Here is a 24,267-nt window from a genome sequence, read left to right as displayed (position 1 = left end):
ATTGGCGCAACACTGTTGACAACAGCGTTGCGGCGGCAGTTCACTCCCGGTCAGCATCGTTCGATCCGCTCTCCGAGAGGGATTCCCCATGCACCGGGAACCTGCCAGATCGAGCACCACCCCCGCTTCCTCCCCCACTCCCCCGAAGTCCCGCACCGGCCTGCCCGATCCGCTCGGCCTGGCCTTCTCCCTCCAGCGCGAGGCGCGACGCCGCCGCATGCCGGTCGCCGAGGTGGCCGGCGAACGCGCCGAGCGCGCCGAGCGTGAGCTGAATCGCCGTCAACTACTGGCGGGTGCCGGAGCAGTGACTGTCGGCGGACTGGCCGCCGCGGCACTCTCCGGCGCCACCCGCGCGGCGGCGGCTTCGTCCGCCTCGTCGGCGTCCGCGGTGAACCCGGCGACCGCTCCGCGCGTCGTCATCGTCGGCTCCGGCCTGGCCGGACTGCGCTGCGCGCACCAGCTGTGGACCCAGTCGACCCCGATCGCCTCGACCGTCTACGAGGCGGACACCAGCCACATCGGCGGTCGCTGCTGGTCGCTGCGAGGCTTCTTCGCAGGCGACCAGGTCAGCGAGCACGGCGGCTCGTTCATCAGCTCCACCGACACCTCCGTGCTCAACCTCGCCAAGCGTTTCGGTCTGAAGACCGAGTACGCCGACGGCGGGGCACTGGACGCGGGCACCTACGCAGGCTGGATCAACGGCAGCCACTACGACGGCCCGGCCCAGCAGAGCGACTGGGTCGCCGAGGCGTACAGTGCGTTCGCCTCCTCCTACACCGCCATGGGCACCCCCCGCTGGAACAGCGCCACCGCCACCGCCAAACAGCTGGACCAGCTCTCCTGCCTCGACTACCTCAGCCAGATCGGCCTGCCGTCCGGCTCGGCCCTGAGCCAGCTGATCCAGTCCATCCAGCTGCAGTCCGGCGGCGAGCCGTCGCAGTCGTCGGCGATCGGCATGATCGGCTTCCTCGGCAACTCGTCGACCTTCGACGGCGGTCCAGGATTCGACGAGAAGTACCACCTGGTCGGCGGGAACGACCAGCTGATCAGTTGCATGCAGGCCCAACTCCCCGCCCAGACGGTGCAGCAGGGCTACCAACTGGTCGCGGTCGCCCAGAACGGCGACGGCAGCTACACCTGCACCTTCGACGTCTCCAGCGGCGGCACGATCGCCGTCCCGGCAGACCACGTGGTGCTCGCACTCCCGTTCAGCACGCTGCGCGACGTCGACCTCTCCCGGGCCGGGCTCTCCCCGCTGAAGACGACCGCCATCCAGCAGCAGGGCATGGGGCAGAACGCCAAGCTGGTCACCCAGCTCACCGCCAAGACCTGGCCCTCGCTCGGCTACAACGGCGTCAGCAACACCGCGCCGAACGGCTACCAGACCGCCTGGGACGGCTCGGTCCAGCTGGGTGCCAAGGGCAGCCCCGCCCTGCTGGTCAACTTCCCCGGCGGGAACACGGCCAAGTCCGTCCTCACCGGCGCGGCCCACGGCCCCGCCCCGACGGCGGACGTCACCTGGTTCCTCTCCCAGATCGAGCGGGTCTTCCCCGGGACCACGGCGGCATGGAACGGGCTGGCCTACGAGGACCACTGGTCACTGGACCCGTGGCACAAGGGTGCCTACCACTACTACGGCATCGGCCAGTACACCGCTTTCGCCGGCTACGAGGCGGTCCAGGAGGGCCGGATCCACTTCGCCGGCGAGCACACCGACGTCGACAACGCGACCCTCGACGCCGCGGTCGCCTCCGGGGAGCGGGTCGCGGCGGAGGTCACCACGCAGGTGTGACCGGGCGTCAAGGGACTGCTCGGCAGGGTGCGCGGGAGCGGCCTCGCCGCCTTCCGCACACCGGCCGGGCAGGCCGAGCCGCACCCGCTCAGGCCGGCGCTGCCCCCGCCTCGCCACGGTTGACGGCGTGCTTGAGCGGCGGCGGGCCTTGGTGGCCCGCAGGACTTCGTTCTCACGTGTGTTTGCCACTCATTGATCACGACTCAATGCCCACACCCTGGCACGGGCCTACAGCCAGCGGTCGTACCAGGCGCGGATACGCCGGAGGGCGTCGAGTTGATGGGCGCGCTCGTGAAGCCCGTGGCCCTCTCGGGGGTAGACCACGAACTCGTGCTCGACGCCGAAGTGGCGCAGTGCGCGGTGGAAGTGCACCACCTGGCCGAGTGGGACGTTGGTGTCCTCCTCGCCGTGCAGGATCAGGACCGGGGTGCGGATCCGGGACGCGTAGGAGATCGGGCTGTTCCGGTCGTGGATGTGTGGTCCCGGACCGTTCCAGGCGGTGCCGCCGCCGAGCGTCGCGTCCATGACTCCCCAGTCGCCGGTCCCGGCCTGCATGCCCCAGTCGCTGATGCCGGCGCCCATCAACGCGGCCTTGAACCTGTCGGTCTGGCCGACGGCCCAGGCCGCCATGAAACCGCCGTGGCTCCAGCCGGAGATGCCCAAGCGTTCGGGATCGGCGACTCCCTCGGCGACCAGCAGGTCGATCCCGGTGAGGATGTCGGTCCACTCGTCGCCGCCCACCGCGCCGGCCACCACGGCTGCGAATTCATGGCCGTGGCCCGACCCGCCCCGGGGATTGGCCAGGAAGACCGCGTATCCGGCGGCTGCCAGCCACTGGCCGCAGTCGACCACAGTGAGCGCGAACTCGTCGGCATGGCGGAAGTAGGGGCCGCCGTGGACCAGGGTGACGAGCGGGAACGGGCCCTCGTCCCGAGTCCGGCCGGTCGGCAGGATCAGCAGGCCGTCCAACTGCAGTCCGTCGGACGCCTGGTAGCTGAGCCGCTCCTGGACACCCCAGCGGATCCTGCGCAGTTCGGGACTGGTGTCGCTGAGCCGGAGCAGTGGCCCGCCGGTGGGCCCCGCGTGGACGTTCCTGGGCTCGTGCGCGGTGCTCGTCACCACGGCGAGGGTCTCCCCGGAGTGACTCGCAGTCAGCCCGGCGAGCGTGCCGGGCGCGCAGGACAATCGGTCGAACCGTAGCGACTGCGGATCGAGCCGGTACAGCGCGGTATCCAACCCTTCGGCGAACAGCGCCAGCGGCGGCCCGTCGGCGACCTGCACCAGCTCGGTGGGGCAGGCAGACATCCCGGCGGTGAGATTGCGCTGTTCGACGGTCGGGCCGGTCGCCGGCGGGACCGTGTCGATCACGGCGAGGCCGCCTACCAAGTGCCCAGGGGTCACTGCCAGGTGAGCCAGATGCCAAGCACCGTCGTGGTTCCACCAGACCGGGGACTGGGCCTCGAATCCGACCGGGCCCAGGTCCTGGACGGCGCCCGTCTCCGGGGCGACCAGATGCAGTCCCGCCGTCGTGACGCCGGGATCGAGCTCGGGGGTGGCCCAGCTCAGCACGGCCAGCGGGCCGCCGTCCGGACGCTGGGTCACCTCCACGACATGGCGGTCCCCGAGGCCGTCCACGGTGCGGGCCACGCCGGTCGCCAGGTCGAGCAGGCGCAGCCGGGTGACCGGGAGGTGCCGGCCCCAGACCTTCGCGTCGTCACCCTCGGCCTCCCGGCGTTCGTCCTCCGCAGTGGGCTCGTCCTCGGCGAGCAGCGCGACGGTGCGACCGTCGGCGAGCGGGTAGTAGTCGCAGATGCCCCCGCGCCACCTGGTCAGGGACTCTGCCTTGGCGTCGTCCTCGCTGCCGTCCAGAGGGATCCGCTGGAGTTGAGCGGTGCCCTGCTCCTCGCGGTCGGAGGTGAAGAACAGAAAAGCCGAGTCCGGCGCCCACTTCGGGGCGGCGTCGCGGGCCGTGCCGTCGGTCAGCCTGCACGGGGCTGCGCTGCCGTCGGCGGCGGCGACCCAGACAGAGCTGTGCGGATGTCCGCCCCTTCCGCTGTTCGCGACCACGCCGTACGCGACCAGGCGACCGTCCGGCGAGATGGCCGGCGCCATGGGGGCGGCCATGTCCACCACCAGTTCCGCGGTGAGCAGGTCGGTCGACTCGGGAAGCGGTCGCGGTGCGGGGTGCGGCATGCGGACTGCCTTTCATTCGTCGGTACGACAAATTGACATCCTGTCGCACCGACGAGCCTGTGTCAGTCGGGTTTTGAACCCGTCACGCTTCGTGCTGATCACCCTTCACCCAAGCCAGGGCGGCCGTGACGCTGGACCGCTTCGCCGAGCTCCTTAACGGCGGTTCGATGAAGGGCGGTTCGAGCGCAGCGATGACTTTTCGAGCCCCACAGGGAAATCGAGCCGCTCAGGCGAGCGGGCCGAGGATCTCCTGTGACTCCACGAGCCCCTGGTCGCTGGGCGATTCGTTGTCGCCGAAGACGCGCACGGCCTGCCGGGCCCGCAGTTCGAGGTGCGCTTCGGCGGGCCTGGCATAACCGTGGCGGGCGCGGGCCTCCGCGGGGGTCAACACCTCGTCGGTGCGGGGCGGGATCCCCAGCTTCATCGGCGCGACCACCGGAACGGTGGACGGTGAGAGCCGGCCCAGCAGAAGCAGCTCGAGCTGCGGGTTCAGGTGGGCCAGCGCGAACGACACCTTCATGACGGGCACGATCAGGGCGTCGAGCAGGCGTGACTGGCGGATCTCGGCCAGCTCGCGCATCCAGCGCGGCATCGTGGCCACAGTGGCGACCCGCTGTGCCTTCGCGACGACCAGGGAGGTCGGCTTCGCCCACCACGGCGTCGGCGGCAGCACGAGCTCGGTCCGCAAGAGGTGGTTCATCGCCTGTTTGGCGATCGGACTGGCGGACAGTTGCGGACGCATCCGCTCGAAGTACGCGCGGACGCCCTCACGGCTGCGCGGGATGTCGTCGGGGGAACAGGTCTGGAGCTCGGCCGCGGTGGCGCAGGCCTCCCAGTACTCCTGCTCCTCCGCGGCGGTCAGCTTGCCGGGGCCGTACTTCTCGTAGGCGTAGAGGATGGAGTGCCAGCCGGTGAGCTGGATCCACAGCTGCGAGGCGGGGTCGTTGGCGTCGTAGACGCCCTCGCCGTAGGGCAGGTGGCCGATCGCCTTGGAGTGGACCTTGACCAGGATGTCGGCCGCCTTGCAGACCTCGCGCGACCCGGCGAAGGCCACCATCGCGAAGTACCGCAACGTCCGGTCGTAGCGGGTGCGCGGGCGCTGGTAGATGCCCTGGGTCCCGTGGACGGCGGCCACCAGCGGCGGGTCGAGCTCCTCCACCACCACGGCCCGCTGGAAGCCCACCGTCAGCGACGTCGGATAGCTCCAGACCTTCCACACCACCGAGTCAGGGCCGAAGAAGCCGTAGTCCTCGTGCGGTTCGACCTCGTCGCGCTTCAGCAAGGCCATGGTGCCGCTCCTCGTTTGTCTGTCCGTCTGCTCCGTGATTACGACACTGCTGTCCTAAATTAAGACACGGATGTCGTAAGCTGCCAAGGTGTCTGCGCCCACCCCTTCGCCCGCATCCACTTCACCCGCGTCCGCTTCCTCGGGGGGCGGGCCGCGCAAGCGACGGCCCTACGCCCCGCGCGTCCCGATGGCGGAACGCCGCGAGCAACTGCTCGACGCGGCCCTTGCGGTGATCGTCAGTGAGGGCTACGACCGGGTCTCCATCGACGCGATCGCGAAGAAGGCCGACGTCGCCCGGTCGGTGGTCTACGGCGCCTTCGAGAACCTGGGCGACCTGCTGGGCGACCTGCTCGACCGGGAGCAGGAACGCGCCTTCCACTTGCTCCTCGACACCCTGCCTCCCGAGACGGACTCGAGCGACCCGGCCGAATTCGCCGCTGGGGCGGTGTGCCGAATGTCGGCGATGCTCCGCGCGGACCCGGACACCTGGCGGCTGATCCTGCAGCCTGCGAGCGAGATGCCCGCCGTCGTCCGCGACCGCGTCGAGGCGGACCGGGAGCGGTTCCGGCGCCAGGTCGCCCGCTGGACCTCCGACCTGCTGGCCGACCGGGGCGATTCCCGACTCGACCCGCAGATCCTCGCGCACGCCCTGGTCGCCTGCGCCGAGCACTTCGGGCGCGTCGCCCTCACGGACCCCGACCGGTTCGAACCCGCGCACGTCGCGGCGCAGGTGGAACTGCTGTTCCGCATGCTCTGGCCGCCGCGCTGAGCGCCGAGCGCCTAGCACCTGCCGAGCCCCCCCAGCGCGTGCTCCGGACCCCGGGGTTGCCGCGCAACGTCAGGCGCCCGTCCTGCGGAACACCCGGGTACCGACGGCGAGCGAGACGGCGGCGAGGGCGAGGGCGACAGCGGCGCCTTCGAGGACGGCGGGTGCGGTGTACTGGCCGAGGTAGGCGTCGCGCATGGCGTCGACCAGGTAGCGGAACGGCACCAGGTGGGAGAGCCCGTTGAGGGCCCTGCTGCCGGGCCTGGTGGCCAGTCAGCTCGGCTGGGCGCACTCGACCCTGCTGGACCTCATCGGCTGGGAGATGGTCGCCGGCCGACCGCCCGAGCAGGTCACCAGGGACGCGACCGACCTGCTGCAGCACATGCGCACGCTGCTCGGCGACGCGATCCTCGACTACGCACCCCGCCAAAAGAACTGACACCGACTCATACAACGGCCGCACCAGCCCACCCGCGGAGTGGGTTCCCTGCGGGCGCGCCTATTCGGCGGTGAGGACCAACCTCTCGTGTGTCGTCTCCAGGAACGCGTGCGCCTTAGCGGCGTCGCGCATGGAGAGGGTCCGTTGGGCCCGCAGTCGCAGTGTCCCGCTCGCCAGCAGCGGCATGGTCAGGTCGAGGGCGTCGGGCGCGCGGTCCGGCGTCGGGGCCGAGAGTGCGACGCCGGAGTCGGCCGCGTGCTCGTCCGCGAGGGTGATCACTCGCTCGGCTCCGCCGGCGAGTTCGACGGCGTCACCGAGCCCGCCCCTTCCGGCGGCGTCCAGGACGGCGTCGACTTTGCCGACCTCGGCCCGCACCTGTGCGAGGAGCTCGGGTCCGTAGCGCACGGGGATCGCGCCGAGCTCCCGGGCCAGCCGGTCATCGTGTGCGCCGGTGGCACTGACGACGGTGACGCCCTGCGCGACGGCCAGCTGGGTGGCGATCACACCGACCGATCCCCCACCGCCGAGGATGAGCAGCGTCTCGCCGGGGGCGACCCGAAGTTGCCGCAGGACACCGACCGCGGCCTCCGCCGACGACGGCAGCGCGGCTGCGTCGGCCCAGCTCACTCCGGCGGGCTTGGGCGTCCAGGTCGAGGCCAGCGCGTACTCGCCGTACCCGCCCAGGGCGGGCAGCATGGCGGCGACCTCGTCGCCGACCGCCGCCGACGTGACGGAAGGGCCGAGGGCGTCCACGGTGCCCGCGGCCTCGAAGCCGAGCACGGTGGAGGGCGGCAGCGGGAACGCCTGCGCGAGGTCTCCGCGTCGGATCTTGGCGTCCGTCGGGCTGACCCCGGCGGCGTGCACGCGGATCCGGATCTGGCCGGGGCCCGGCTCCGGCAAGGCGACCTGGGACCAGACGAGCACCTCGGGCGGCCCGTATCCGGTCGGTACTGATGCGTACGGCATGGGATACCTCCTGATCGCGGCAGCCCGCGAGGGATGATGTCCCAAGTGGTGCCTGCCGCGTGGTGGCTTCAAGAGAAAGCTTAGTGACATGTCACGTAAACGCAACGCCGTGCCGGAGCCCGAGGGCGGGTGGCTGGACAGCGACCAGCAGCGGGCGTGGCTGGCCTACATCCGGGTTCAGCTGCGCATGGCGTACGAGATGAACCGCCAGCTGCTCGCGGACAGTGGCATGTCCCTTCCCGACTACGACGTGCTGACCGCGCTGAGCGTCGCCGACGAAGGCCGGATGCCGATCACCGTGCTGGCCGCGCAGATCGGTTGGGAACGCAGCCGCGTCTCCCACCACGTGAAGCGGATGAGCACCCGTGGGCTGGTCAGCTGCGCCCTGTCGGCCACGGACAAGCGCGTTACCGAGGTGACCTTGACCGACACCGGGCGGCAGACCCTCGGGCAGGCGGCGCCCGGGCACGTCGATCTCGTCCGGAACCTGTTCGTCGAGGGACTGCCGTCCGGGCTGATAGGGCCGCTCACCGAGGCGCTGGAGGGCGTGTACGCCAACATCCTCAAGCGCGGCACCCTGCCGCCCCCGGTCGACTGGCCGCCGGCCCAGGACTGACCTGCCGTCAACGCAGCGAGCGGAAGCAGTCGCGCAGTTCGGTGACGAAGATGGCGGGCTGCTCGAAGGCCGCGAAGTGGCCGCCCCTGGGGATACGGTCGTTCCAGTAGTGCCGGTGGCTGTGGGTGCGCTCGGCTCGAGCTTCTCGTAGATCCACGCCGCCTGGCCGACGGACGAGTCGGCCAGGCCGTACCCGCGCAGGCCCGGGCACGGGCGAGCCTCCGCCGGCTAGCCGGGGTCGCGCTAGCCAGTGGTCCCGGTGGCGAAGACGGGCCAGCCGATCTCGGTTCGCCAGGCTCCCTCGTCGAGGGTGTCGCCCGGGCCGATCAGGTAGTACTCGCGCAGTGGCCCGTCGACGGCCAGTTCGTGCTCGGCGACGTGGGTGGCGAGGGCCCCGTACGCGCGGTCGATGTCGTCGTGCGTACCGGAGTGGACGATGGTGGCCAGCTCGGCCGCTGGCACGGTCGTCGGCGTGACGCGGCCCGTGGGCCGGAGCGGCCCGCGACACGGGAGGAAGACGGTCGCCCGGCCGCGCTCGTCGGCGAACAGCTCGTCGGCGAACATCCCTCCCGCGGGGCCGTCCGCACGGAGGCGTTGGGCGCCCAGCGTGGCACGCAGCTCCCCCAGCGCCCCCTGGTACCAGAGCAGGGCGTCGGCGACTCCGACGTCCTCGCTGATCGCCGCGGCGGGCGTCGCGGGAACGCTGCGGTGCCCGATCGCGGCCGGCGCGGAGCGGCGTTCGAGCAGGTCGCGCAGGGACGTCACGGCCTGCTGGGTTCGGGCCAGACCGGCCTCCATCCGGCCGAGGTGGGCCGCGATGAGCTGGTCACGGGTCCGCACGTCAGGGGCGGTCAGCACGGCCTGGATGTCGTCCAGCGGCATGTCCAGCGCCCGGAACCGGCGGATCACCTGAGCTGCCGGGATCTGCTCGGTCGCGTAACGGCGATAGCCGGTGTCCGGGTCGACGTCGGCCGGCTCCAGCAGCCCGATCTGGTGGTAGTGCCTGAGCCTCCGAACGCTCAGGTGCGTCGCCTTGGAGAAGTCGCCGATCGTCAGCGCGTGGCTCATCCCCTCATTCTCAACCCTCCAGTCGTGTGAGGGTCAACGGCTTATCCCGGCCTTGACCCTCACCCGACGAGAGCGGCGAACCTGGGCCGTGACAGACCGATTCCGGCTGGTCAGCCACTGCGCAGATCAGCCTTCCGGCCGATCGAGAGGATCCGCCATGTCCAGCACGACAACCGACCTTCCCGCCGTCGTGGCAGAGCACATCGCCGCGGTGAACGCGTTCGAGACCGAACGCATCGTGGCGACCTTCTCCCCCGACGCCTACGTGAACGACAACCGGCGCGAGATCTGGGGCACCGACGCGATCCGCCGGTTCCTGGACAAGGAGTTCGTCGGCGACCGCGTCACGATGGAGGTCCGCGAGGTCATCGACCACCACGGAGACATCATCGTGCGCGCCGAGTACGACGGCGACTACGACAAGACCAACCTGCCCGAGGTGCTGGTCATGACCAGCTACTTCGCCATCCGCGACGGCAGGATCACCAGCCTGACCGTCATCTTCAACCAGCCCTCCCCCTACTGAGCCTGCCGGGTCTCGACCGATGCGACGCTCGGCCGGCTGCTTCCGGCCGGCGGCGACACCCTTAAGAGAGGGCTCCCCCATGAGCGCACTTGTCACCGCCGAGCTCTTCGCCCAGCCCGGCCGCCGCGACGACGTCGCCAAGCTACTGCTGGACATCCTCGGGGAAAGTCTCGAGCACGACGGCTGCGAAGAGATCCGCATCCTGCGCGACCGGAACGACGCCGACCACGTCACCGGCTTGACGCAGTGGACCGAGGCACACAACTACACCGACTACCTCGCCTGGCGCACCGCGCACGGCTTCACCGCCACCTTCGAAGCCATGCTCACCCGCCCGCTGGTCATCCACTACTACGACGAGATCTACCAGGGCCGTGGCATCGCAGCGCGCACGGCGCAGGCCTGACCACCGAGACACGCCTCGGCTCAAGCTGCGGCCCTGCCCGCAGTCCTCCACCGACTGATCAACCGTCACTCGACGGCGCTGCGGGTTCGATGATCCGGCGGGCGGCCTCGACGGCCGCCGCTCCACGGGTTGCCGGACCCTGACTGCTGACATCCGATAGGTCTCAGCATCTGATTTCGAACGGAGTCGCCATGTCCCCCCACCCGCCGATCTCCCCGGAAGAGGCCGCCGACCGGCTGGCCATCCGCGAGCTGGTCGACGCCTACGCGCACTGCGCCGACCGCCGGGACGCCAAAGGCCAGATGGCCCTGTTCACCGAGGACACCCGCTTCCTCGTCTTCATGGACGCCACCGCGGCCGAGCCCACGCAGGAACTCCACGGCCGCGACGCCCTGGCCCCGGTGTTCGACAACCTGAACACCTACCAGGCCACCACCCACTTCAACGGCCAGAGCACCGTCACCCTCGACGGCGACCGGGCCTCCGGCGAAAGCTACTGCCTCGCCCACCACATCTCGCGCGACGAGCCTCCGCAGCGCACGATCATGGTCGCCTCCATCCGCTACCTCGACCGGTTCGTCAAGCTGAGCGACGGCAACTGGTACTTCGCAGAACGCCGCCTCATGGTCGACTGGACCGAGACCCGCCCCTGCTCTCCGTAAGCGCCACCGCCCGGGTCGCCGCCCTCGGCATGATCAGTCGGGTTGCCTGCCGGACCGGCCCGACCCCGGCGGCCTGAGGTGGGTGAGCATGCCTGGTCCTGGCTCGGGCGTGATGTCGCGTGCGGTGACGCCGGTACCGCAGGCGTCGCAGGCGAGTTGGACGTGGGCCTCGCCCGCGCAGTCGCGGTGCCGGTAGTGCGCGGGCGGTCCGTCGGGGGCCATGTAGGCGTCGCCCCAGTCCCGGATCGCCATGAGGATGGGGTAGATGTCGTGGCCCTTGCGGGTCAGGCGGTATTCGACATGGTCACCGTCGTCGGCCTGCCGCCGGGTGAGGATGCCGTGCTCGACCAGGCGGCCGAGGCGGTCCTGCAAGCGGCTGCGGGAGATGCCCAGCGTGCTCTGGAACGCGTTGAAGCGGCGGACTCCGGTGAATGAGGCCTTCAGGATCAGCAGCGTCCAGCGGTCGCCGAGGATCACCAGCGGGCGCGTGATCGAGCACGGCAGGTCGGCGAGGTCTTCGTAACGCACCCCACGACTCTACCCGCGCGGTTCCAAAACGAGACCGGCCCGGTAGCATGCGGTCTCGAAACGAGACCATAGGCGCCAGCGGAGGCCATCCTTGAGCCCGACCAGCACCCACCCCGAATCCGGCACCGACCTGCACGAGGCGCTCGGCCGGATCCTCGCCGACCGGTACACCTGCCGCCAGTTCCTGCCCGACCCGGTCCCGAGGGACACCATCGAGCGGCTGCTGGAACTGGCACAGCGCACACCGTCCTGGTGCAACACCCAGCCATGGCACGTGCACCTCACCGAAGGCGCCGCGACCGAGGAGCTGCGCGCCCGGCTGACGGCCCACGTCCAGAGCCACCCGGCCGCCCCCGACTTCCCGTTCCCCGCCCAGTACACCGGCGTCTACCGGCAGCGCCGGCGCGAGTGCGGCCTCCAGCTGTACCGCAGCCTCGGCATCGCCAAGGGCGACCAGGAACAGACGCTGCGTCAGATGCTGCGGAACTTCGAGCTGTTCGACGCGCCGCACGTCGCGATCATCACCACCGAAGCCGACCTCGGCGTCTACGGCGCCGTCGACTGCGGCCTCTACATCAGCACCTTCCTGCTCGCCGCCCAGAGCCTCGGCCTGGCCGCCGCACCCCAAGCCGCCCTCGCCTCCTACTCCGATTTCCTTCGCGCCCACTTCGCCATCCCGGCCAACCGGCGCGTGGTGGCCGGGATCTCCTTCGGCCACCCTCACCCCGACCACCCCGTCAACTCGTTCCGCACCACCCGCGAACAGCCCGGCAACGCCGTCACCTGGCACACAGGCTGAGCCGAGGACTCCACAGTTCACCACCTGCTCCCCTCGCCTTTGCCGCGCTGACCAGACCGAGCGAGGGAGAATCGTGGGATGTGACATCGTGTGGGCCCGCGCCCACACCGCCCCGCGGCGGGAGAGGAAGGAACGACGGCATGAGCCCTCGCGACACGGCCCGCTTGCACCTGCTCGAGGACGCCGTCCTCAATCGCTCCACGGCCTTCGGTGAGCAGGAACGCTCCCGGCTCGGGCTGCGTGGGCTGCTGCCCTTCGCCGTGGAGACACTGGACCAGCAGGTTGGGCGCGCCTACGCGGCATACGGCGACCAGCCCACCGACCTGGCCCGGCACATCAACCTGCGCGCGCTGCAGGACAACAACGAGACGCTCTTCTACCGACTGCTGCGCGACCACGTCGAGGAGATGCTGCCGATCGTCTACACCCCCACCGTCGCCGAGGCCTGTCGGCACTTCAGCCAGATCTACCGGCGGCCGCGCGGACTGTTCGTCGCCTACCCCGACCGCGAGCACCTCGCCGAGATCCTGCGCAACCGCCCGCGCCGCGAGGTGGACGTGATCGTGGTGACCGACGGGCAGCGCATCCTCGGCATCGGCGACCAGGGCATCGGCGGGATGGGCATCCCGATCGGCAAGCTCTCCCTCTACACCGCGCTCGGCGGCATCGACCCTGCCCGGACCCTGCCGATCGTGCTGGACGTGGGCACCGACAACCCGGAACTGCTCGCCGACCCGATGTACCTCGGCTGGCGCCACCCGCGCGTCGACGGTGAGGAGTACCACGCGTTCATCGAGCAGTTCGTCACGGCCGTCGAGGCCGAACTGCCTGGAACGCTCCTGCAGTGGGAGGATTTCGCCACCCCGCACGCGCTGCCGATCCTCGAGCGCTACCGGGACCGGCTGCTGACCTTCAACGACGACATCCAGGGCACCGCGGCCGTAGCGATGGCCGCGCTCACCGCCGGCTGCCGGGTCAGCGGCACGAAGCTGACCGAGCAGCGCGTGGTCATGCTGGGAGCCGGCTCCGCGGGCATCGGGGTGTGCGAGCAGATCGTGCGCGCGATGACCGCAGCGGGCCTGAGTGAGCAGGCGGCCCGCGAGCGCATCTACGTGGTCGACATCCGGGGCCTGCTGACCGAGGACCGCACCGACCTCGACCCCGCGCAGCAGCGCCTGGCCCAACGGGCGGGCGCCGTGCCCTCCAGCACGGTCGGCCCCGCCGGTCTGGCCGACGTCGTCGCCGCCGTGCACCCCACCGCCCTGGTCGGCCTGTCCACCGCTGCCGGGGCGTTCACCGAGCAGGTCGTGCGCACCATGCACGAGCACTGCGACCGGCCCGTCATCATGCCCCTGTCCAACCCGACCAGCCGCAGCGAGGCCGCCCCGCAGAACCTGCTGGACTGGACGGACGGGCGCGCCCTGATCGCGACCGGTTCGCCGTTCCCCCAGGCGCGTTACGGCGGGCGGGAGGTGCCGGTCGCCCAGTGCAACAACGTCTACATCTTCCCCGGCATCGGCCTGGCCGTGACCGCCGTGGGCGCCACCCGCGTGACGGACGCGATGATGACTGCCGCCGCCGAAGCCGTGGCCGAGAGCGTCGACACCCACGCGCAGGTCCCCTCCCTGCTCCCCGAGCGGGCGCGCCTGGCGGAGACCGCCACCGCCGTCGCACGCACCGTCGCCAGGGCCGCGGTCGCCGACGGGGTCGCCCCGCACCTGAGCGTCGAGGAGATCCACGACGCGGTCGATGCCACCCGCTGGCAGGCCGCCTATCTTCACCACGACGCCCACGCCTGACCGCTGGGCTGCGCCGGGGCGCGGCGTCCGCATCGGCGTCCGCCTCGGCGAGCAGGCCGGCCCTGGCGTCGCCGCCCTGGTCATGCAGGGCCGACAGGGAGGACCGACACCTGCCGCTCGGCCGCGACCGACCGGCTGTGCTGCCTACTGGCGCTCGGCGCTCCACTTCTCGTTGGGCCGGTTGTCGCAGCCGGTGCTGTAGGCGTAGCCGCCCCCGGCGGCCAGGCATGCCCCGGTGCCCTGGTTGTGGAGGTGTACGGACGATCTTGCGCCTGATCCTCCCGCACCCGGCAACGCGCCGCGACGCGCCTCGCCATGCGCCTCACCCGGTCAGGAGACGCCGCTCTCGCCGAGCTGATCCCCGGGCCACCGTCGGCCGCGGGGGTGGCGGACGACCCCGCAAGATCGTTGGTAACGTCCTGACCGACGGCTTCGGCCTGCCCCCTCCTGGTCCCGAGGACGTGTTCTTTAAATTTGAACTACTGGGAGTACAGTGGTGAGCATGAGTGAACCCCGCTGGCTCGACGACGCCGAGAAGGCCGCCTGGATCGCCTTCCTCAGCGCGACCAGCCTGGTGGGCCGCAAGCTCGAACAGCAGCTCAAGGACGACTCCGGGCTCTCCCACACCCAGTACGAAGTGCTGGTCCAGCTCTCGGCCGTGCCTGACGGCTCACTGCGGATGACCGAGCTGGCCGACCGCCTGGTCACCTCCAAGAGCGGGCTCACGTACCAGATCACCCAGCTGGAGCGGGCCGGACTGGTCATTCGCCGCTCGTGTCCCAGCGACGTGCGCGGCGTCTTCGCCGAGATCACCGACCAGGGCCGGGAGGCACTGCGCCAGGCCGCCCCCGGCCACGTCGCCGCGGTCCGCTCCGCACTGATCGACGTGCTGACGCCCGAGCAGCAGGCACACCTCGCCACCGGGCTCGGCGAGGTCGCCCGCCGACTGCGATGCGGGACACAGAACCCACCCACGTAGAACCAAGTAGAGTTGATCGGGTTGTCTCCCAGCACGATCCCCGCACCGCCCCACCCGATCCTCCCTCCAGAAGAGAACAGCAGGCGATGAACGCAGGACCCGACGTGACGACCGCCGCCGAGGCCCACCCCGGGATCGACCCGGACCGCCTGCAGCTGGTGCTGGACACCCTGGCGGAACTCGACGAGCTCCCCATCGACCACCCGCAGGCGATCGCGCTGCGCAAGGCCACCTCCGGCGTCTACCGCGAGGTCAAGCACCGCCGTCGCCAGGAGCGCCGGGCGGCCAAGACCGCCAACGACCGGATGGTCACCGAGCGCACCGCGACCGGCGCCGCCGACCGCATCGACGACGAGACGCAGGGCCTGCAGCTCACGTCCTCCGCCAGCGGCGCGATCGCCGGGACACTGGAGCGCCCGCGTGCCTGCTACACCTGCAAGTCCCGCTTCGTCGAGGTCGACGCGTTCTACCACCAGCTCTGCCAGGACTGCGCCCGGGAGAACCGCTCCCGTCGCGACGCCCGCGTCGACCTGACCGGCAAGCGCGCGCTGCTGACCGGCGGCCGGGCCAAGATCGGCATGTACATCGCGCTGCGGCTGCTGCGCGACGGGGCCCACACGACGATCACCACCCGCTTCCCCAACGACGCGATCCGCCGCTTCAAGGCGATGCCGGACAGCGCCGACTGGCTGCACCGCCTCAACATCGTCGGCCTGGACCTGCGCGACCCGTCCCAGGTCATCGCGCTGACCGACGCGGTGAGCGCGGCCGGTCCGCTGGACATCCTGATCAACAACGCGGCCCAGACCGTGAGGCGCTCGCCCCGGGCCTACAAGGAGCTGATCGACGCCGAGGCCGCGCCGCTTCCCGCCGGCGAGCTGCCCTCCGCGGTCACGCTCGGCCGGTTCGACATGAGCCGCCAGCCGATGCTGCCCGCCCAGGCCGGCAGCCCGCGTCGCGCCGAGCTCAGCGCGGAGGCGCTCACCGCCCTGGCGCTGACCAGCGGCTCGGCCGCGCCCGCGCTGATCGAGGCGGGCACGGCGATCGACGCCGGCGGCCTGGTGCCGGATCTGGACGCGTCCAACAGCTGGAGCCAGAAGGTCGACGAGGTCGACCCGATCGAGCTGCTCGAAGTCCAGCTCTGCAATGTGACCGCGCCGTTCATCCTGGTCAGCCGCCTTCGCCCGGCGATGGCCGCGTCCCCGGCCCGCCGGAAGTACGTGGTCAACGTCTCCGCCATGGAGGGCCAGTTCGGCCGGGGCTACAAGGGACCGGGCCACCCCCACACCAACATGGCCAAGGCCGCCCTCAACATGCTCACCCGCACCAGCGCCCAGGAGATGCTGGACTCCGACGGCATCCTGATGACCGCCGTCGACACCGGCTGGATCACCGACGAGCGCCCCCACCCGGACAAAATGCGCATGGCCGACGTCGGCTTCCACGCCCCGCTCGACCTGGTCGACGGCGCGGCCCGCGTCTATGACCCGATCGTCCGCGGCGAGCAGGGCGAGGACCTCTTCGGTATCTTCCTCAAGGACTACCACCCGCACCCGTGGTGAGCGTTCGCGCCCGCAGGCGCGCCCGACCGACCGCGCGCCGGTCGGTCGGGGGCGGCGGTCGGTCGGTCGGTCGGCGGTCAGCCGGCCGCGGTCAGTCGGTGATCGGGAGCAGTGACGACGTCTGCAGGACGAAGTCGAACGGTGCGGGGATCCGGATCGTCTCGCCGAAGTCGGCGTCCTCGCGGCTGCGATACCGGCCGTTCTCCGGCTCGGAGAAGAGCGTCACGGTCTTCGCCCGCGCATCGACGATCACGTAGAGCGGGATTCCCATCACCGGGTAGTCACGCAGCTTGCCGACCCAGTCGTTCTCGGGGTTCCGGGGCGAGACCATCTCGACGGCGACGAGCGCCAAAGCCGCTGGGATGTCGTGCTCCGGCAGGTCGACCACGTCGTTGGGGACGTAGGTCAGGTCCGGGTTGCGGACCTTGCCCACCTCCACGGCGGCGAGGTCGCTGTTGCCGCTGGGGAAGTACCCGTCCGGGCGGTGCGCGTCGAACTGCTCCTGCACGGTGGCGAGATTCCGTTGGTGCAGGGCCGAGGGGGACGCCTGAACCACGACCATGTCGCCGCTGAGCTCGACCTTCGCCTTCTCCGGGGCTACCCGGCGGACCTGCTCCAGCAACTCGAAAGTGCGCGGGTTCATCGGCTTCCCTCATACGGCAAGTTCAGCGGGGGCGTCGCCTGCACCGTAGGCGTTCTCAGGACGCGGCGGCGCGGTTGGTGTCGCGGAGGCGGGCGAGGTGGCGTTCGACCGCGGCGAGGCGGCGGGGGTCTGGGACGGCCTGGCGGAGGCGGAGGAGGTCCGGGCCGATGCGGCGGGCTTCCGCGTCGTCCTCTATCGCACGCCAGCAGGCCTCGGCGTTGGCGGCGGCCTGGAGCGTCTCCGGGTTCTCCGGGCCGCGGGCGTCCAGCAGGCTGAGCGCCACGTCCCGGTAGAGCAGCGTGGCATCGGACTGCAGCCCGGCCATGCGGGTGACGTGGGCACGGACCTGACGGAGCTTCAACACCGGCTCGGCATCCGGCCCGTGGGAATGCATGGCCTGCCGCTCCAGCGACTGGGCGTCGGCGATGGCCTGGGCGTGCTCGCCCGCCTCGGCTGCGGCGACGATGGTGCCGATGGCCTCGCGGTAGGGCGCGAGGTCGTCCTGGTCGGCGAGGGTCGACGACGCCTCGGCCCCGTCAGTCTCTTCGGCCTCACCAGCCGAGTCGGCCTCGTCGACGTGCTCGACGTCGTCGGCCCAGTCCGACGGGTCCTGCTGCGTGGCCGGCAGCGTGGCCGTGGGCTCGCCGGAGGGGTGGGACCGGTCCGACTGCTCCAACTGGTCGGGTTCGTCGGGCAGGTGGACCGTGGGCGAGTGCGGCGGAAGCGGCGGCATGTCGAACGGCGCGACGCCGAAGGGTGCCGGATCGGCGGGCGGCACTGCGGCGGGCACCGCGTCGGCGGGGATGACCACGACGGGGACCTGGGCGGTCGGCATGTCGTCGGCGGGGAGCCGAGGAGCGGTCGGCACCACGCCCCTCGGTATCGCGACGCCGGGCGGCGTGTGCCCTCCCGCACTGGTGGCCGTCGGGGAGAGGAACTCGACGGTCACCTCCTCCGAGGCCGGGGCGATCGTCACCGAGGACGGACGCAGCGCTCCCGGCGGCGGGCCAGGGACCGGGGTCGGGCCTGGGACCAGCGGCGGGCCAGCGACCGGGCCAGGAACCGAGACTGGGGTCGGGCCGGGAACCGGGGTCGGCGAGTCGACGATGGTCGGGGCGAGACGCCGGGAGGTGTTGCGGAAGATCTGCCAGCCCGGTGCGTGGGAGATGACGACCTGCGTCTCGGGCCGTAGCACCGAGTGGACCTGGTACTGGAGTTGTTCCGGCGTCAGCCGCTCGCCCGCGCCCGGCTGGCCGCCGTGGAGCGCCTCGACCAGGGCCTTGGTGAAGATGCCGACCTGCTGCGGGTCCGGGCTGACCGCCGCCCACAGCGGCAGGCCCGCCCCCAACGGGGAGGGCTGCACGCGCAGTTGGGGAAGTGCGCCCTCCTCGGCGCTGAGGTCGGCGATGACCAGCGTGCCGGTCTGGAGGGAGCGCAGCCGCAGTTCCTCCGCGAAGGCCCGCCACGGCAGCCGGGAGGTGTGGCCGTGGCCGCCGAGGTCCAGGTCGAGCAGGCCGGTGCGGCGGTCCTTGACCAGGTGTCCGCCGACATGGATCAGCAGCGGTCCCGGGTGGCGGACGCAGGCCTGCAGGTGGGCGCGAATGCCGTCGGCGTCCATGGCCTTGGGCAGGTGGACGATGTCGACGCCGTCGGCGGCGAGCAGCACCTGTGGGGCCAGCGCCGCCAGGATCGAGGACATCCCCGGCGCCGGTCGCGCCTCACGCGGCGGAAACCGCCGTGCGGCACGTCCGATGCCGCCCTCGATCACGAGCACCCGGCCGCGCAGCCCGTCGCCGCCCATCCGCCACCCCGTCCGTTGCCTGCACCCCACGCTGGGCTGGGGCGACCTGACGCCCCACCGAGCGACACACTACCCTCGGGCGCACCGAACCGCCTTGGCCGGTCCCGCGCGCTATCGTCCCATTTCCTCTCGGATCGGTCAGGCCCCCGGGCGCGTTCGGCTTTCGGCGGCCCGCGCACGGCCATTGTGGAGAAACTGCGATTGTTGCCCGCTCCTCCCCCTCCCTCCCCCTCAGCTGAACGACGCACTGCGCAGCTCGGCGAGAAGGGCGGCCGACTCCGGTTCCAGCGGCTGCCCGGTACGGAGCGCTTTCGCCTCCAGCCGGCCGACGGTGGACCGGAGTTCCGCGGTGGCTCCCGCGTCCGCGTGCAGGCAGAGCAGGTCGCGCAGCAGCAGCTCCGCACCCGGATCGGCGCTCAGGCCACGGGCGGCAGCCGCCTCGCCGCCCCGGTGGTCGCGGGCCTGGAGCCGACGCAGCGTCAGCTCGTGGGCCACGTCGACGACCGCGGCGGCCATCCGTCGGCGCTGCGGCTCCGCCCACGGGTACGCGACCTCCGCGAACGGCGCGCCGCGCACCAGCGCGAGGGCGCGCGCGAGGGCCGTGTCGGCGGCGGGCCCGGTGTCGCGAAGTCCTCGCTCGCTGAGGGCCTGGAAGTCGTCCCAGTCGCAGCGCAGGGTGACCGGGCGGCCGTGCGGCCCGTCGCCGAGCCACTCCCGCAGCCGTCCGATGGCGTCGGCTGAGACGTACGCGCCCTGGGCAGGCCCGACCGAGCGACGGGCGGCGGCCTCGATCAGCACGGCACGCCGCTCAGGCTCCACCGGCCCGGCCGCGCCGACCAGTTCGACCGGTCCGAGCAGCCGGAGCTGCGGATGCGCGGGCGTGGCGGAGGTCGGCGGCGTCGCGAGCAGGGCGAGGATCCACGGGTCGCTCGGCAGCCGTCCCTGCGTCGGGACGTCGAGGCGCGGGAGGTCGAGGCTCGGGACGGGCGGATTGGCTGCCGGGAGGAGCGGGCCCGGACGGTCCGGGAGAACGACCGCTGCTCCGTGTACGGGCGGTTCGGTGACGGCGAATCGGGCGGCGGGACGTGCGTCGTCGTCCCCGCCAGGGGCGTCCGACCGGTCGGACGACCGGTTGTCCGGCGGGGTGTCGTGCGGACTGTCAGGCTGATCAAGGCGGTGGTCGAGGCGCGGGTCCGGGGGCGCGGCGTCGGGATCGCGCAGCGTCGGGACGACGTCTCGCCTGCTCCACACACTGGAGCGCTGCGGGCGGTCGTGGCTCTCGGGCACATCGGAGGTGTCCGCGGCGACATCAGGCGTGTCGATGTCGTCGAAGAGGTCCGCGAAGGCGTCCTCGGGCCAACTGGGCTCCGGGGCAGGAGCGGAGGCGGCGACGGGTGCCGGATCGACTGCCGGATCGACCACGTTCGCGCCGAGGAGGCGCAGCCAGCGGTCGTAGGACTCGTCGTCGAGCCGCTGCAGGGTCAGGTCCATCCCCAGTCCCGGCACCACGCCCCGACCGGAGGCGGGCAGGGTCCAGCGCGCCACCGGACCGCTGCCGGGCGGCGGCGCGGCGGTCACCACGGCGACGCTGCCGCGCGGACGGGAGTCGAGAAGCCTCCCGAGCGCCTCCGGCGTCGTGCCGGTCGGGTAACCGGCGCACAGGACGACCTCGGGCGCCCACTCGTCCCCGCCGATGCCACGGCTGCGGGCCTCGCGCGGGGTCGCCGCCTGGGCCTCGACCAGTGCGGACCGGACGGCGGCGTCACGCTGTTGCAGCGCGGCAACCGCGTGCTCCAGATCCTCGTGCACGACCAGCCGGTCGTCCGCCACGGCCGCCAACTCCGCGGCCACGCCCACGACGTGGACGCCCACCCGGTCGGCGAGCGGGGTGAAGGTGAGCTCCAGCGCGAGCGTCCGCAGCACCCGGGAGACGTCGTCCGGTTCGCCGGAGATGTGCAGCAGCCGGATCGCCTCCAGGTCGACCAGCACCGTGGCCCCGTCGTCCGTCTCCCCCAGGCTGACCAGCGCGGGATACGGCGAGGGCACCACGGCCGCCGCCTCGGGCCCGAGCAGGCCGGGGGCGTCGGCGGTGCACCACCACACCGTCGAGGCGTGCGCGGCCCGGAACGGCGCGACCGGCGGCGCGGGAGCGACCAGGTGCAGCTCGACGGTGTGCGCGGGCGTCACCCGGACGACGTTCAGCGGCGGCAGCCGACGGCCCTCCCGGGCGACGTTGCGGGCCATGCTGCGCAGCGCCCGGCCGAGCAGGTCGAGGTCACGCCCGGCCTGGCCGCCGAGTTGCGGGACGGGGACCGGGCCAGGGGCGGGCGCCGGGGCCGGAGTCGACGCGGCGTGCGGCGCGGACTGCGGCCCGGACTGCGGCGCCCCGGCGAGGGACGGGGGCAGCGGCATGGGAACCGGCGTCAGATGCGCGGCGCTGCGAGCCTCCGGGTCGATCGTGGGAGTCGGGCGAGGCCCGCGCGTCGTCCGGTGCTGACCCCCCTGCCTCGGCGGCACGTTCCGCCTGCGGGAGCGACGCAGGGCGACCGCGCCTAGAACCACGGCCCCCAGCACGCTGGTCCCGGACGCCACCGCGAACTCCTCCGGGGACTGCGAGGCGGTCGCGTGCGGGATGCCTTCGGGCTTCCCGACGGGCGCGGACGATGTCGGTGCCTTGGATGTCGGTGCGTTGGATGTCGGTGCGTCGGACGCAGGCGCGGAGGTCGGCGTTGAGGTGGCAGGGCTGGAGGGCGCAGCGGTCTGAGCCGTCGTGGCGGGCGGTGTTGAGGGCGGCGTCGCCACAGGCGGCTTCGGAGCCGGTGTCGGCGGCGGGGCCGTTGCGGTCCCGGAGTCCGGACTACCGCTCGGCGCGCTCGCCTCTGGAACGGTGAGCCGCATCCCCGGCTCGATCAGGTTCGGGTCCGTCAGGCGGTCTCCGTCCGGGGCCGCGACGCCCCGGTTCGCGGCGAAGAGCTTGGGCCAGTCCGAGGCCGTGCCCATGGTGTTCTCGGCGATCCCGGAGAGGGTGTCGCCGGGACGGACCGTCACCTCGCCCGGCCGCCCGGGCGCGTGGCTGGGCGTCACGCTGCCGTCCCCGCTCGGCAGTTTCGCGTCGGACGGGAGCAGCAGCACCCAGCCGGGCTGGATCGGGCGTTCCGCGTCGAAGACGCGGTGCTCGGCGTCCATCACCCGGCCCTCGTTGAGCGCAGCGATCTGCCGCCAGCGCTCGCCGGACCCGAGCAACTGGTCCGCGATGCTCCACAGGCTCTCGGCCGGTCGGGTCGACCGGACGGTGTAGCTGAGGTGTCCGCCCTGACCGGTTGCGCTGTCCGCGACGCCGCCCGCCCCGTGCGGCTCCGCGACCGACGCGACGTCAGCAGAGTGGGCCATCGCCGGAGTTCCGGTCGCCCGTTCCGCCGACGACGGCAGGTGCGGCGCGGTGATCGCGAGCTGCGGCGCGGGCGCGGCGGCAAGCGCCGTGCCCGCCACCGGGAGCAGCGAGAGGATCGCGCCGACCAGGCCGCCGGCCAGCCGCTGGCTCCAGCCGAGCGTGGGCAGCCGGCGTGGCACCCGTCCCCGCAACTGCGCGGGGATCTCGACCAGCAGTGAGACCGCGAAGGAGAGCCAGGCCACCCACCCGACCAGCACCAACACCCACAGGAAAAGGTTTCCTTGGTCTCCCGAGGTCAGCAGGCCACCCAGCCCGCCTGCCGGTCGGGCGTCGTGGACGACCGTCACCGTGCCGAAGCCGAGCACGACCGGAAGGCCGATCATCAGCACGAGCAGCGTGACGCACGCGAAGCACGCGCGAACGACGTTGCGGAGCATCAGTTCCCCACCGACCCCTCCGGACCCGTGATGCCGTAGAAGGCCACGGCGGTGCCGTGGCCGGTGACCGTGATCTGATCGATGCCGATCAGTCCGAGCAGTTTCGTCCGGTACGTGGTGGTGACCGCGACCGAGCACGCCCCGGCGGGGAACTGCGGCGGTGAGCCGTTCATGCCCGCCAAGCCGAGGTACTCCGCCGAGGCCTCGGCCGCACGCGTCCGGTCGATCTGGTAGGTCCCGCCGAGGACGGCGTTGACGTCGATCTGCTCGCATGCGGCGCGCGCCGCCTCGCGTGCGACGGCGTCCGCCCTTTCCTCGGTGAGCACCTTGCCTCCTCCGTCCAGCACCAGACCGGTCAACGCCAGGAACCCCAGGGCGATCCCGAGGAAGAACAGCGACAACGAACCCCGGTCCCGCATTCGCCCCTGGTCCCGCATTCGCCCTGCACCTCCTACCCTTGCCCTCGGTAGGTGTCGACGACCGAGGCGAAGTCGCTGGTCACCGTCGTCCTGATCGGGAACGGCAGGCCGATGTCCAGGCTCAGGTCGCAACTGGCCGACACCTTCAGGTAGTCGTCGTAGGCCCCGGCCTGCCGCACCGGCGGCGCGACCTGGAGGTTCGAGCACTGGAGGTCCTCGCTCTGCAGCACGGTGTCGGCCGCGGTGGTGGCCGCGTTGACGGCGTCCCCGGGGTTCCGGTCCAGCGAGGCGGCCCGCGCCGCCGCCTGGACGGCGAGGTCGAAGGTGCCCTGGTCCTGCTCCCTGATCCCGGCCGCCACGGCGAACAGGAAGAACGCCGTCACGACCGGCATCAGCAGCACGGCCTCCAACGACAGCGAGCCCCGCTCCCGCCCCGGCCCGTGGGCCAGTCCGGTCACTGCCCCACCCCCACGAACCGCTCGAGGGGGACGGTCGCCGTCACCGTGATGTCCGGGCCACCCCACACGGGGCCCAGCAGCGAGTTCACCCGCACGGTGACAGTCATGGTGACCTTTGTGTCGTTGTCCGACGTCGTGGGCGGCGGGACGGAGGCGCCGCCGTTGAGCAGGGCATTGGTGTCGACGAAGTCCACGGCGGCGGCCACCGGCTCCTGGCCGCCCTTCTGGGTGTCGGCGGCGATGGCCGCACCCTCTCGGGCCGCGCTCAGGGCGACCTGGCGGTCGTACCACCAGCACGCCCCCTGAACGACCAGGAAGACCATCAACAGCACGACGGGGAAGAGGAAGACCAGTTCCACGGAGAGCGAGCCGCGATCGGCCCGCCTCACTTGAGGCTGCTGGCCTTGTTGGTGATTGCCGCCACCAGCACGCCGATCACGGTGGTCGCGACCACGATCAGCCCGATGGCCAGCAGCACCAGCTCGAAGCTGAGCGCACCCAGGTCCTCCGTCCGCCGCGCCTTCTCGGCCCGGCCCTGCAGGAAGGTCACGGCCATGACGACGGGGAGCAACGCGGCAGGCATGTCGGGCCGTTCGGACGTGGGCGGCGAGGCGGGACGACGACGTTCGCGGGACATGACGTACTCCTTCGTGATCTTCTCGGGGTGGTGCGGGCGGTGCGGGTGTTTCGGATCGTGCGGGTCGTGCGGGTCGTGCATGTGGCACCGGT

Annotated in this window: 25 protein-coding genes; 11 read left to right on the top strand and 14 right to left on the bottom strand. The window is 71.8% G+C overall.

The window, feature by feature from the left end; translation table 11 throughout:
* The first annotated feature begins 88 nt into the window (after positions 1–88).
* Positions 89–1,792 (top strand): flavin monoamine oxidase family protein, encoded by a 1,704-nt coding sequence (locus tag ABH928_RS04330; RefSeq protein ID WP_370062171.1) that lies wholly within the window; start codon positions 89–91, stop codon positions 1,790–1,792.
* Positions 1,793–2,020: 228 nt separating this feature from the next.
* Here the strand turns inward: ABH928_RS04330 and ABH928_RS04325 are convergent, their stop codons facing one another.
* Positions 2,021–3,985 carry a prolyl oligopeptidase family serine peptidase gene (locus ABH928_RS04325; protein ID WP_370062169.1) on the bottom strand — a complete coding sequence of 655 codons (1,965 nt, stop codon included), beginning with the start codon at positions 3,983–3,985 and terminating at the stop codon, positions 2,021–2,023.
* A gap of 226 nt (positions 3,986–4,211) precedes the next feature.
* Positions 4,212–5,273, bottom strand: coding sequence for an oxygenase MpaB family protein (locus ABH928_RS04320; RefSeq protein WP_370062167.1), 1,062 nt, complete (start codon positions 5,271–5,273; stop codon positions 4,212–4,214).
* Positions 5,274–5,361: 88 nt separating this feature from the next.
* On the opposite strand from ABH928_RS04320, the gene ABH928_RS04315 reads away from it, so the two are divergent.
* Positions 5,362–6,042 (top strand): TetR/AcrR family transcriptional regulator, encoded by a 681-nt coding sequence (locus tag ABH928_RS04315; RefSeq protein ID WP_370062164.1) that lies wholly within the window; start codon positions 5,362–5,364, stop codon positions 6,040–6,042.
* Positions 6,043–6,111: 69 nt separating this feature from the next.
* Here the strand turns inward: ABH928_RS04315 and ABH928_RS04310 are convergent, their stop codons facing one another.
* A complete protein-coding gene (locus tag ABH928_RS04310) occupies positions 6,112–6,264 on the bottom strand; it encodes a hypothetical protein (protein WP_370062162.1) in 153 nt (50 codons plus the stop codon).
* 16 nt (positions 6,265–6,280) lie between these two features.
* On the opposite strand from ABH928_RS04310, the gene ABH928_RS04305 reads away from it, so the two are divergent.
* On the top strand, positions 6,281–6,478 hold the full coding sequence (locus tag ABH928_RS04305) for a hypothetical protein (RefSeq protein WP_370062160.1): 198 nt from the start codon (positions 6,281–6,283) through the stop codon (positions 6,476–6,478).
* Positions 6,479–6,538: 60 nt separating this feature from the next.
* On the opposite strand, the gene ABH928_RS04300 is transcribed toward ABH928_RS04305, so the two are convergent.
* Positions 6,539–7,444, bottom strand: a complete 906-nt coding sequence (locus ABH928_RS04300; protein ID WP_370062158.1) for an NADP-dependent oxidoreductase — start codon at positions 7,442–7,444, stop codon at positions 6,539–6,541.
* 88 nt (positions 7,445–7,532) lie between these two features.
* Between ABH928_RS04300 and ABH928_RS04295 the strand changes: the two genes are divergently transcribed.
* On the top strand, positions 7,533–8,060 hold the full coding sequence (locus ABH928_RS04295; RefSeq protein ID WP_370062156.1) for a MarR family winged helix-turn-helix transcriptional regulator: 528 nt from the start codon (positions 7,533–7,535) through the stop codon (positions 8,058–8,060).
* A gap of 7 nt (positions 8,061–8,067) precedes the next feature.
* On the opposite strand, the gene ABH928_RS04290 is transcribed toward ABH928_RS04295, so the two are convergent.
* Both ABH928_RS04290 and ABH928_RS04285 read right to left on the bottom strand, forming a co-directional pair.
* Complete coding sequence (locus ABH928_RS04290) at positions 8,068–8,217, bottom strand: hypothetical protein (protein WP_370062154.1); 150 nt, start codon at positions 8,215–8,217, stop codon at positions 8,068–8,070.
* Positions 8,218–8,303: 86 nt separating this feature from the next.
* Positions 8,304–9,128: a MerR family transcriptional regulator gene (locus ABH928_RS04285; RefSeq protein WP_370062152.1), complete on the bottom strand. Its 825-nt coding sequence runs from the start codon at positions 9,126–9,128 to the stop codon at positions 8,304–8,306.
* A gap of 157 nt (positions 9,129–9,285) precedes the next feature.
* Between ABH928_RS04285 and ABH928_RS04280 the strand changes: the two genes are divergently transcribed.
* From ABH928_RS04280 to ABH928_RS04270, 3 genes are all read left to right on the top strand, one after another.
* Positions 9,286–9,654 carry a nuclear transport factor 2 family protein gene (locus ABH928_RS04280; RefSeq protein WP_370062150.1) on the top strand — a complete coding sequence of 123 codons (369 nt, stop codon included), beginning with the start codon at positions 9,286–9,288 and terminating at the stop codon, positions 9,652–9,654.
* Between the two features lie 79 nt (positions 9,655–9,733).
* The gene (locus tag ABH928_RS04275) at positions 9,734–10,060 is read left to right on the top strand and encodes a putative quinol monooxygenase (RefSeq protein WP_370062148.1); all 327 of its coding nucleotides are present in this window, start codon (positions 9,734–9,736) and stop codon (positions 10,058–10,060) included.
* A gap of 191 nt (positions 10,061–10,251) precedes the next feature.
* Entirely contained in the window at positions 10,252–10,722 is a 471-nt protein-coding gene (locus ABH928_RS04270) for a nuclear transport factor 2 family protein (RefSeq protein ID WP_370062146.1), read from the top strand.
* A 33-nt stretch (positions 10,723–10,755) separates the two neighbouring features.
* Here the strand turns inward: ABH928_RS04270 and ABH928_RS04265 are convergent, their stop codons facing one another.
* Positions 10,756–11,250, bottom strand: a complete 495-nt coding sequence (locus ABH928_RS04265; protein WP_370062144.1) for a winged helix-turn-helix transcriptional regulator — start codon at positions 11,248–11,250, stop codon at positions 10,756–10,758.
* 91 nt (positions 11,251–11,341) lie between these two features.
* On the opposite strand from ABH928_RS04265, the gene ABH928_RS04260 reads away from it, so the two are divergent.
* The 4 genes from ABH928_RS04260 to ABH928_RS04245 all read left to right on the top strand — a co-directional run bounded on the left by ABH928_RS04260 (position 11,342) and on the right by ABH928_RS04245 (position 16,389).
* Positions 11,342–12,049, top strand: a complete 708-nt coding sequence (locus ABH928_RS04260; protein ID WP_370062142.1) for a nitroreductase family protein — start codon at positions 11,342–11,344, stop codon at positions 12,047–12,049.
* Between the two features lie 140 nt (positions 12,050–12,189).
* Complete coding sequence (locus tag ABH928_RS04255) at positions 12,190–13,848, top strand: NAD-dependent malic enzyme (RefSeq protein WP_370062140.1); 1,659 nt, start codon at positions 12,190–12,192, stop codon at positions 13,846–13,848.
* A gap of 502 nt (positions 13,849–14,350) precedes the next feature.
* A complete protein-coding gene (locus ABH928_RS04250) occupies positions 14,351–14,827 on the top strand; it encodes a MarR family winged helix-turn-helix transcriptional regulator (RefSeq protein WP_370062138.1) in 477 nt (158 codons plus the stop codon).
* A gap of 86 nt (positions 14,828–14,913) precedes the next feature.
* A complete protein-coding gene (locus ABH928_RS04245) occupies positions 14,914–16,389 on the top strand; it encodes an SDR family NAD(P)-dependent oxidoreductase (RefSeq protein ID WP_370062136.1) in 1,476 nt (491 codons plus the stop codon).
* Positions 16,390–16,480: 91 nt separating this feature from the next.
* On the opposite strand, the gene ABH928_RS04240 is transcribed toward ABH928_RS04245, so the two are convergent.
* The 7 genes from ABH928_RS04240 to ABH928_RS04210 form a co-directional block, all read right to left on the bottom strand.
* Complete coding sequence (locus ABH928_RS04240; protein WP_370062134.1) at positions 16,481–17,032, bottom strand: Uma2 family endonuclease; 552 nt, start codon at positions 17,030–17,032, stop codon at positions 16,481–16,483.
* A 55-nt stretch (positions 17,033–17,087) separates the two neighbouring features.
* Entirely contained in the window at positions 17,088–18,833 is a 1,746-nt protein-coding gene (locus ABH928_RS04235; protein WP_370062132.1) for a hypothetical protein, read from the bottom strand.
* A gap of 231 nt (positions 18,834–19,064) precedes the next feature.
* On the bottom strand, positions 19,065–22,661 hold the full coding sequence (locus ABH928_RS04230; RefSeq protein ID WP_370062130.1) for a LysM peptidoglycan-binding domain-containing protein: 3,597 nt from the start codon (positions 22,659–22,661) through the stop codon (positions 19,065–19,067).
* Positions 22,661–23,098, bottom strand: a complete 438-nt coding sequence (locus ABH928_RS04225) for a pilus assembly protein TadG-related protein (RefSeq protein ID WP_370062128.1) — start codon at positions 23,096–23,098, stop codon at positions 22,661–22,663. The genes ABH928_RS04230 and ABH928_RS04225 overlap by 1 nt, the downstream gene beginning before the upstream one ends.
* Before the next feature lie 14 nt (positions 23,099–23,112).
* The gene (locus ABH928_RS04220; RefSeq protein WP_370062126.1) at positions 23,113–23,538 is read right to left on the bottom strand and encodes a pilus assembly protein; all 426 of its coding nucleotides are present in this window, start codon (positions 23,536–23,538) and stop codon (positions 23,113–23,115) included.
* Positions 23,535–23,927 (bottom strand): TadE/TadG family type IV pilus assembly protein, encoded by a 393-nt coding sequence (locus tag ABH928_RS04215; protein WP_370062124.1) that lies wholly within the window; start codon positions 23,925–23,927, stop codon positions 23,535–23,537. Before ABH928_RS04215 ends, ABH928_RS04220 begins: the two co-directional genes overlap by 4 nt.
* Positions 23,924–24,175: a hypothetical protein gene (locus ABH928_RS04210; RefSeq protein WP_370062122.1), complete on the bottom strand. Its 252-nt coding sequence runs from the start codon at positions 24,173–24,175 to the stop codon at positions 23,924–23,926. The genes ABH928_RS04215 and ABH928_RS04210 overlap by 4 nt, the downstream gene beginning before the upstream one ends.
* Between the last annotated feature and the right edge of the window lie 92 nt (positions 24,176–24,267).

The organism is Streptacidiphilus sp. MAP5-3 (assembly GCF_041262505.1).
Lineage (GTDB): Bacteria > Actinomycetota > Actinomycetes > Streptomycetales > Streptomycetaceae > Streptacidiphilus.
The sequence above is the reverse complement of the archived record's forward strand: the minus strand, read 5'-3'. Positions and strand labels throughout refer to the sequence as shown.

Excerpts from the sequence above, each read along its gene's own strand:
- ABH928_RS04330 (WP_370062171.1), top strand. The coding sequence starts at position 89 with ATGCACCGGGAACCTGCCAGATCGAGCACCACCCCCGCTTCCTCCCCC.
- ABH928_RS04325 (WP_370062169.1), bottom strand. The coding sequence starts at position 3,985 with ATGCCGCACCCCGCACCGCGACCGCTTCCCGAGTCGACCGACCTGCTC.
- ABH928_RS04320 (WP_370062167.1), bottom strand. The coding sequence starts at position 5,273 with ATGGCCTTGCTGAAGCGCGACGAGGTCGAACCGCACGAGGACTACGGC.
- ABH928_RS04300 (WP_370062158.1), bottom strand. The coding sequence starts at position 7,444 with ATGCCGTACGCATCAGTACCGACCGGATACGGGCCGCCCGAGGTGCTC.
- ABH928_RS04295 (WP_370062156.1), top strand. The coding sequence starts at position 7,533 with ATGTCACGTAAACGCAACGCCGTGCCGGAGCCCGAGGGCGGGTGGCTG.
- ABH928_RS04285 (WP_370062152.1), bottom strand. The coding sequence starts at position 9,128 with ATGAGCCACGCGCTGACGATCGGCGACTTCTCCAAGGCGACGCACCTG.
- ABH928_RS04280 (WP_370062150.1), top strand. The coding sequence starts at position 9,286 with ATGTCCAGCACGACAACCGACCTTCCCGCCGTCGTGGCAGAGCACATC.
- ABH928_RS04275 (WP_370062148.1), top strand. The coding sequence starts at position 9,734 with ATGAGCGCACTTGTCACCGCCGAGCTCTTCGCCCAGCCCGGCCGCCGC.
- ABH928_RS04270 (WP_370062146.1), top strand. The coding sequence starts at position 10,252 with ATGTCCCCCCACCCGCCGATCTCCCCGGAAGAGGCCGCCGACCGGCTG.
- ABH928_RS04255 (WP_370062140.1), top strand. The coding sequence starts at position 12,190 with ATGAGCCCTCGCGACACGGCCCGCTTGCACCTGCTCGAGGACGCCGTC.
- ABH928_RS04250 (WP_370062138.1), top strand. The coding sequence starts at position 14,351 with ATGAGTGAACCCCGCTGGCTCGACGACGCCGAGAAGGCCGCCTGGATC.
- ABH928_RS04245 (WP_370062136.1), top strand. The coding sequence starts at position 14,914 with ATGAACGCAGGACCCGACGTGACGACCGCCGCCGAGGCCCACCCCGGG.
- ABH928_RS04240 (WP_370062134.1), bottom strand. The coding sequence starts at position 17,032 with ATGAACCCGCGCACTTTCGAGTTGCTGGAGCAGGTCCGCCGGGTAGCC.
- ABH928_RS04235 (WP_370062132.1), bottom strand. The coding sequence starts at position 18,833 with ATGGGCGGCGACGGGCTGCGCGGCCGGGTGCTCGTGATCGAGGGCGGC.
- ABH928_RS04230 (WP_370062130.1), bottom strand. The coding sequence starts at position 22,661 with ATGCTCCGCAACGTCGTTCGCGCGTGCTTCGCGTGCGTCACGCTGCTC.
- ABH928_RS04225 (WP_370062128.1), bottom strand. The coding sequence starts at position 23,098 with ATGCGGGACCAGGGGCGAATGCGGGACCGGGGTTCGTTGTCGCTGTTC.
- ABH928_RS04210 (WP_370062122.1), bottom strand. The coding sequence starts at position 24,175 with ATGTCCCGCGAACGTCGTCGTCCCGCCTCGCCGCCCACGTCCGAACGG.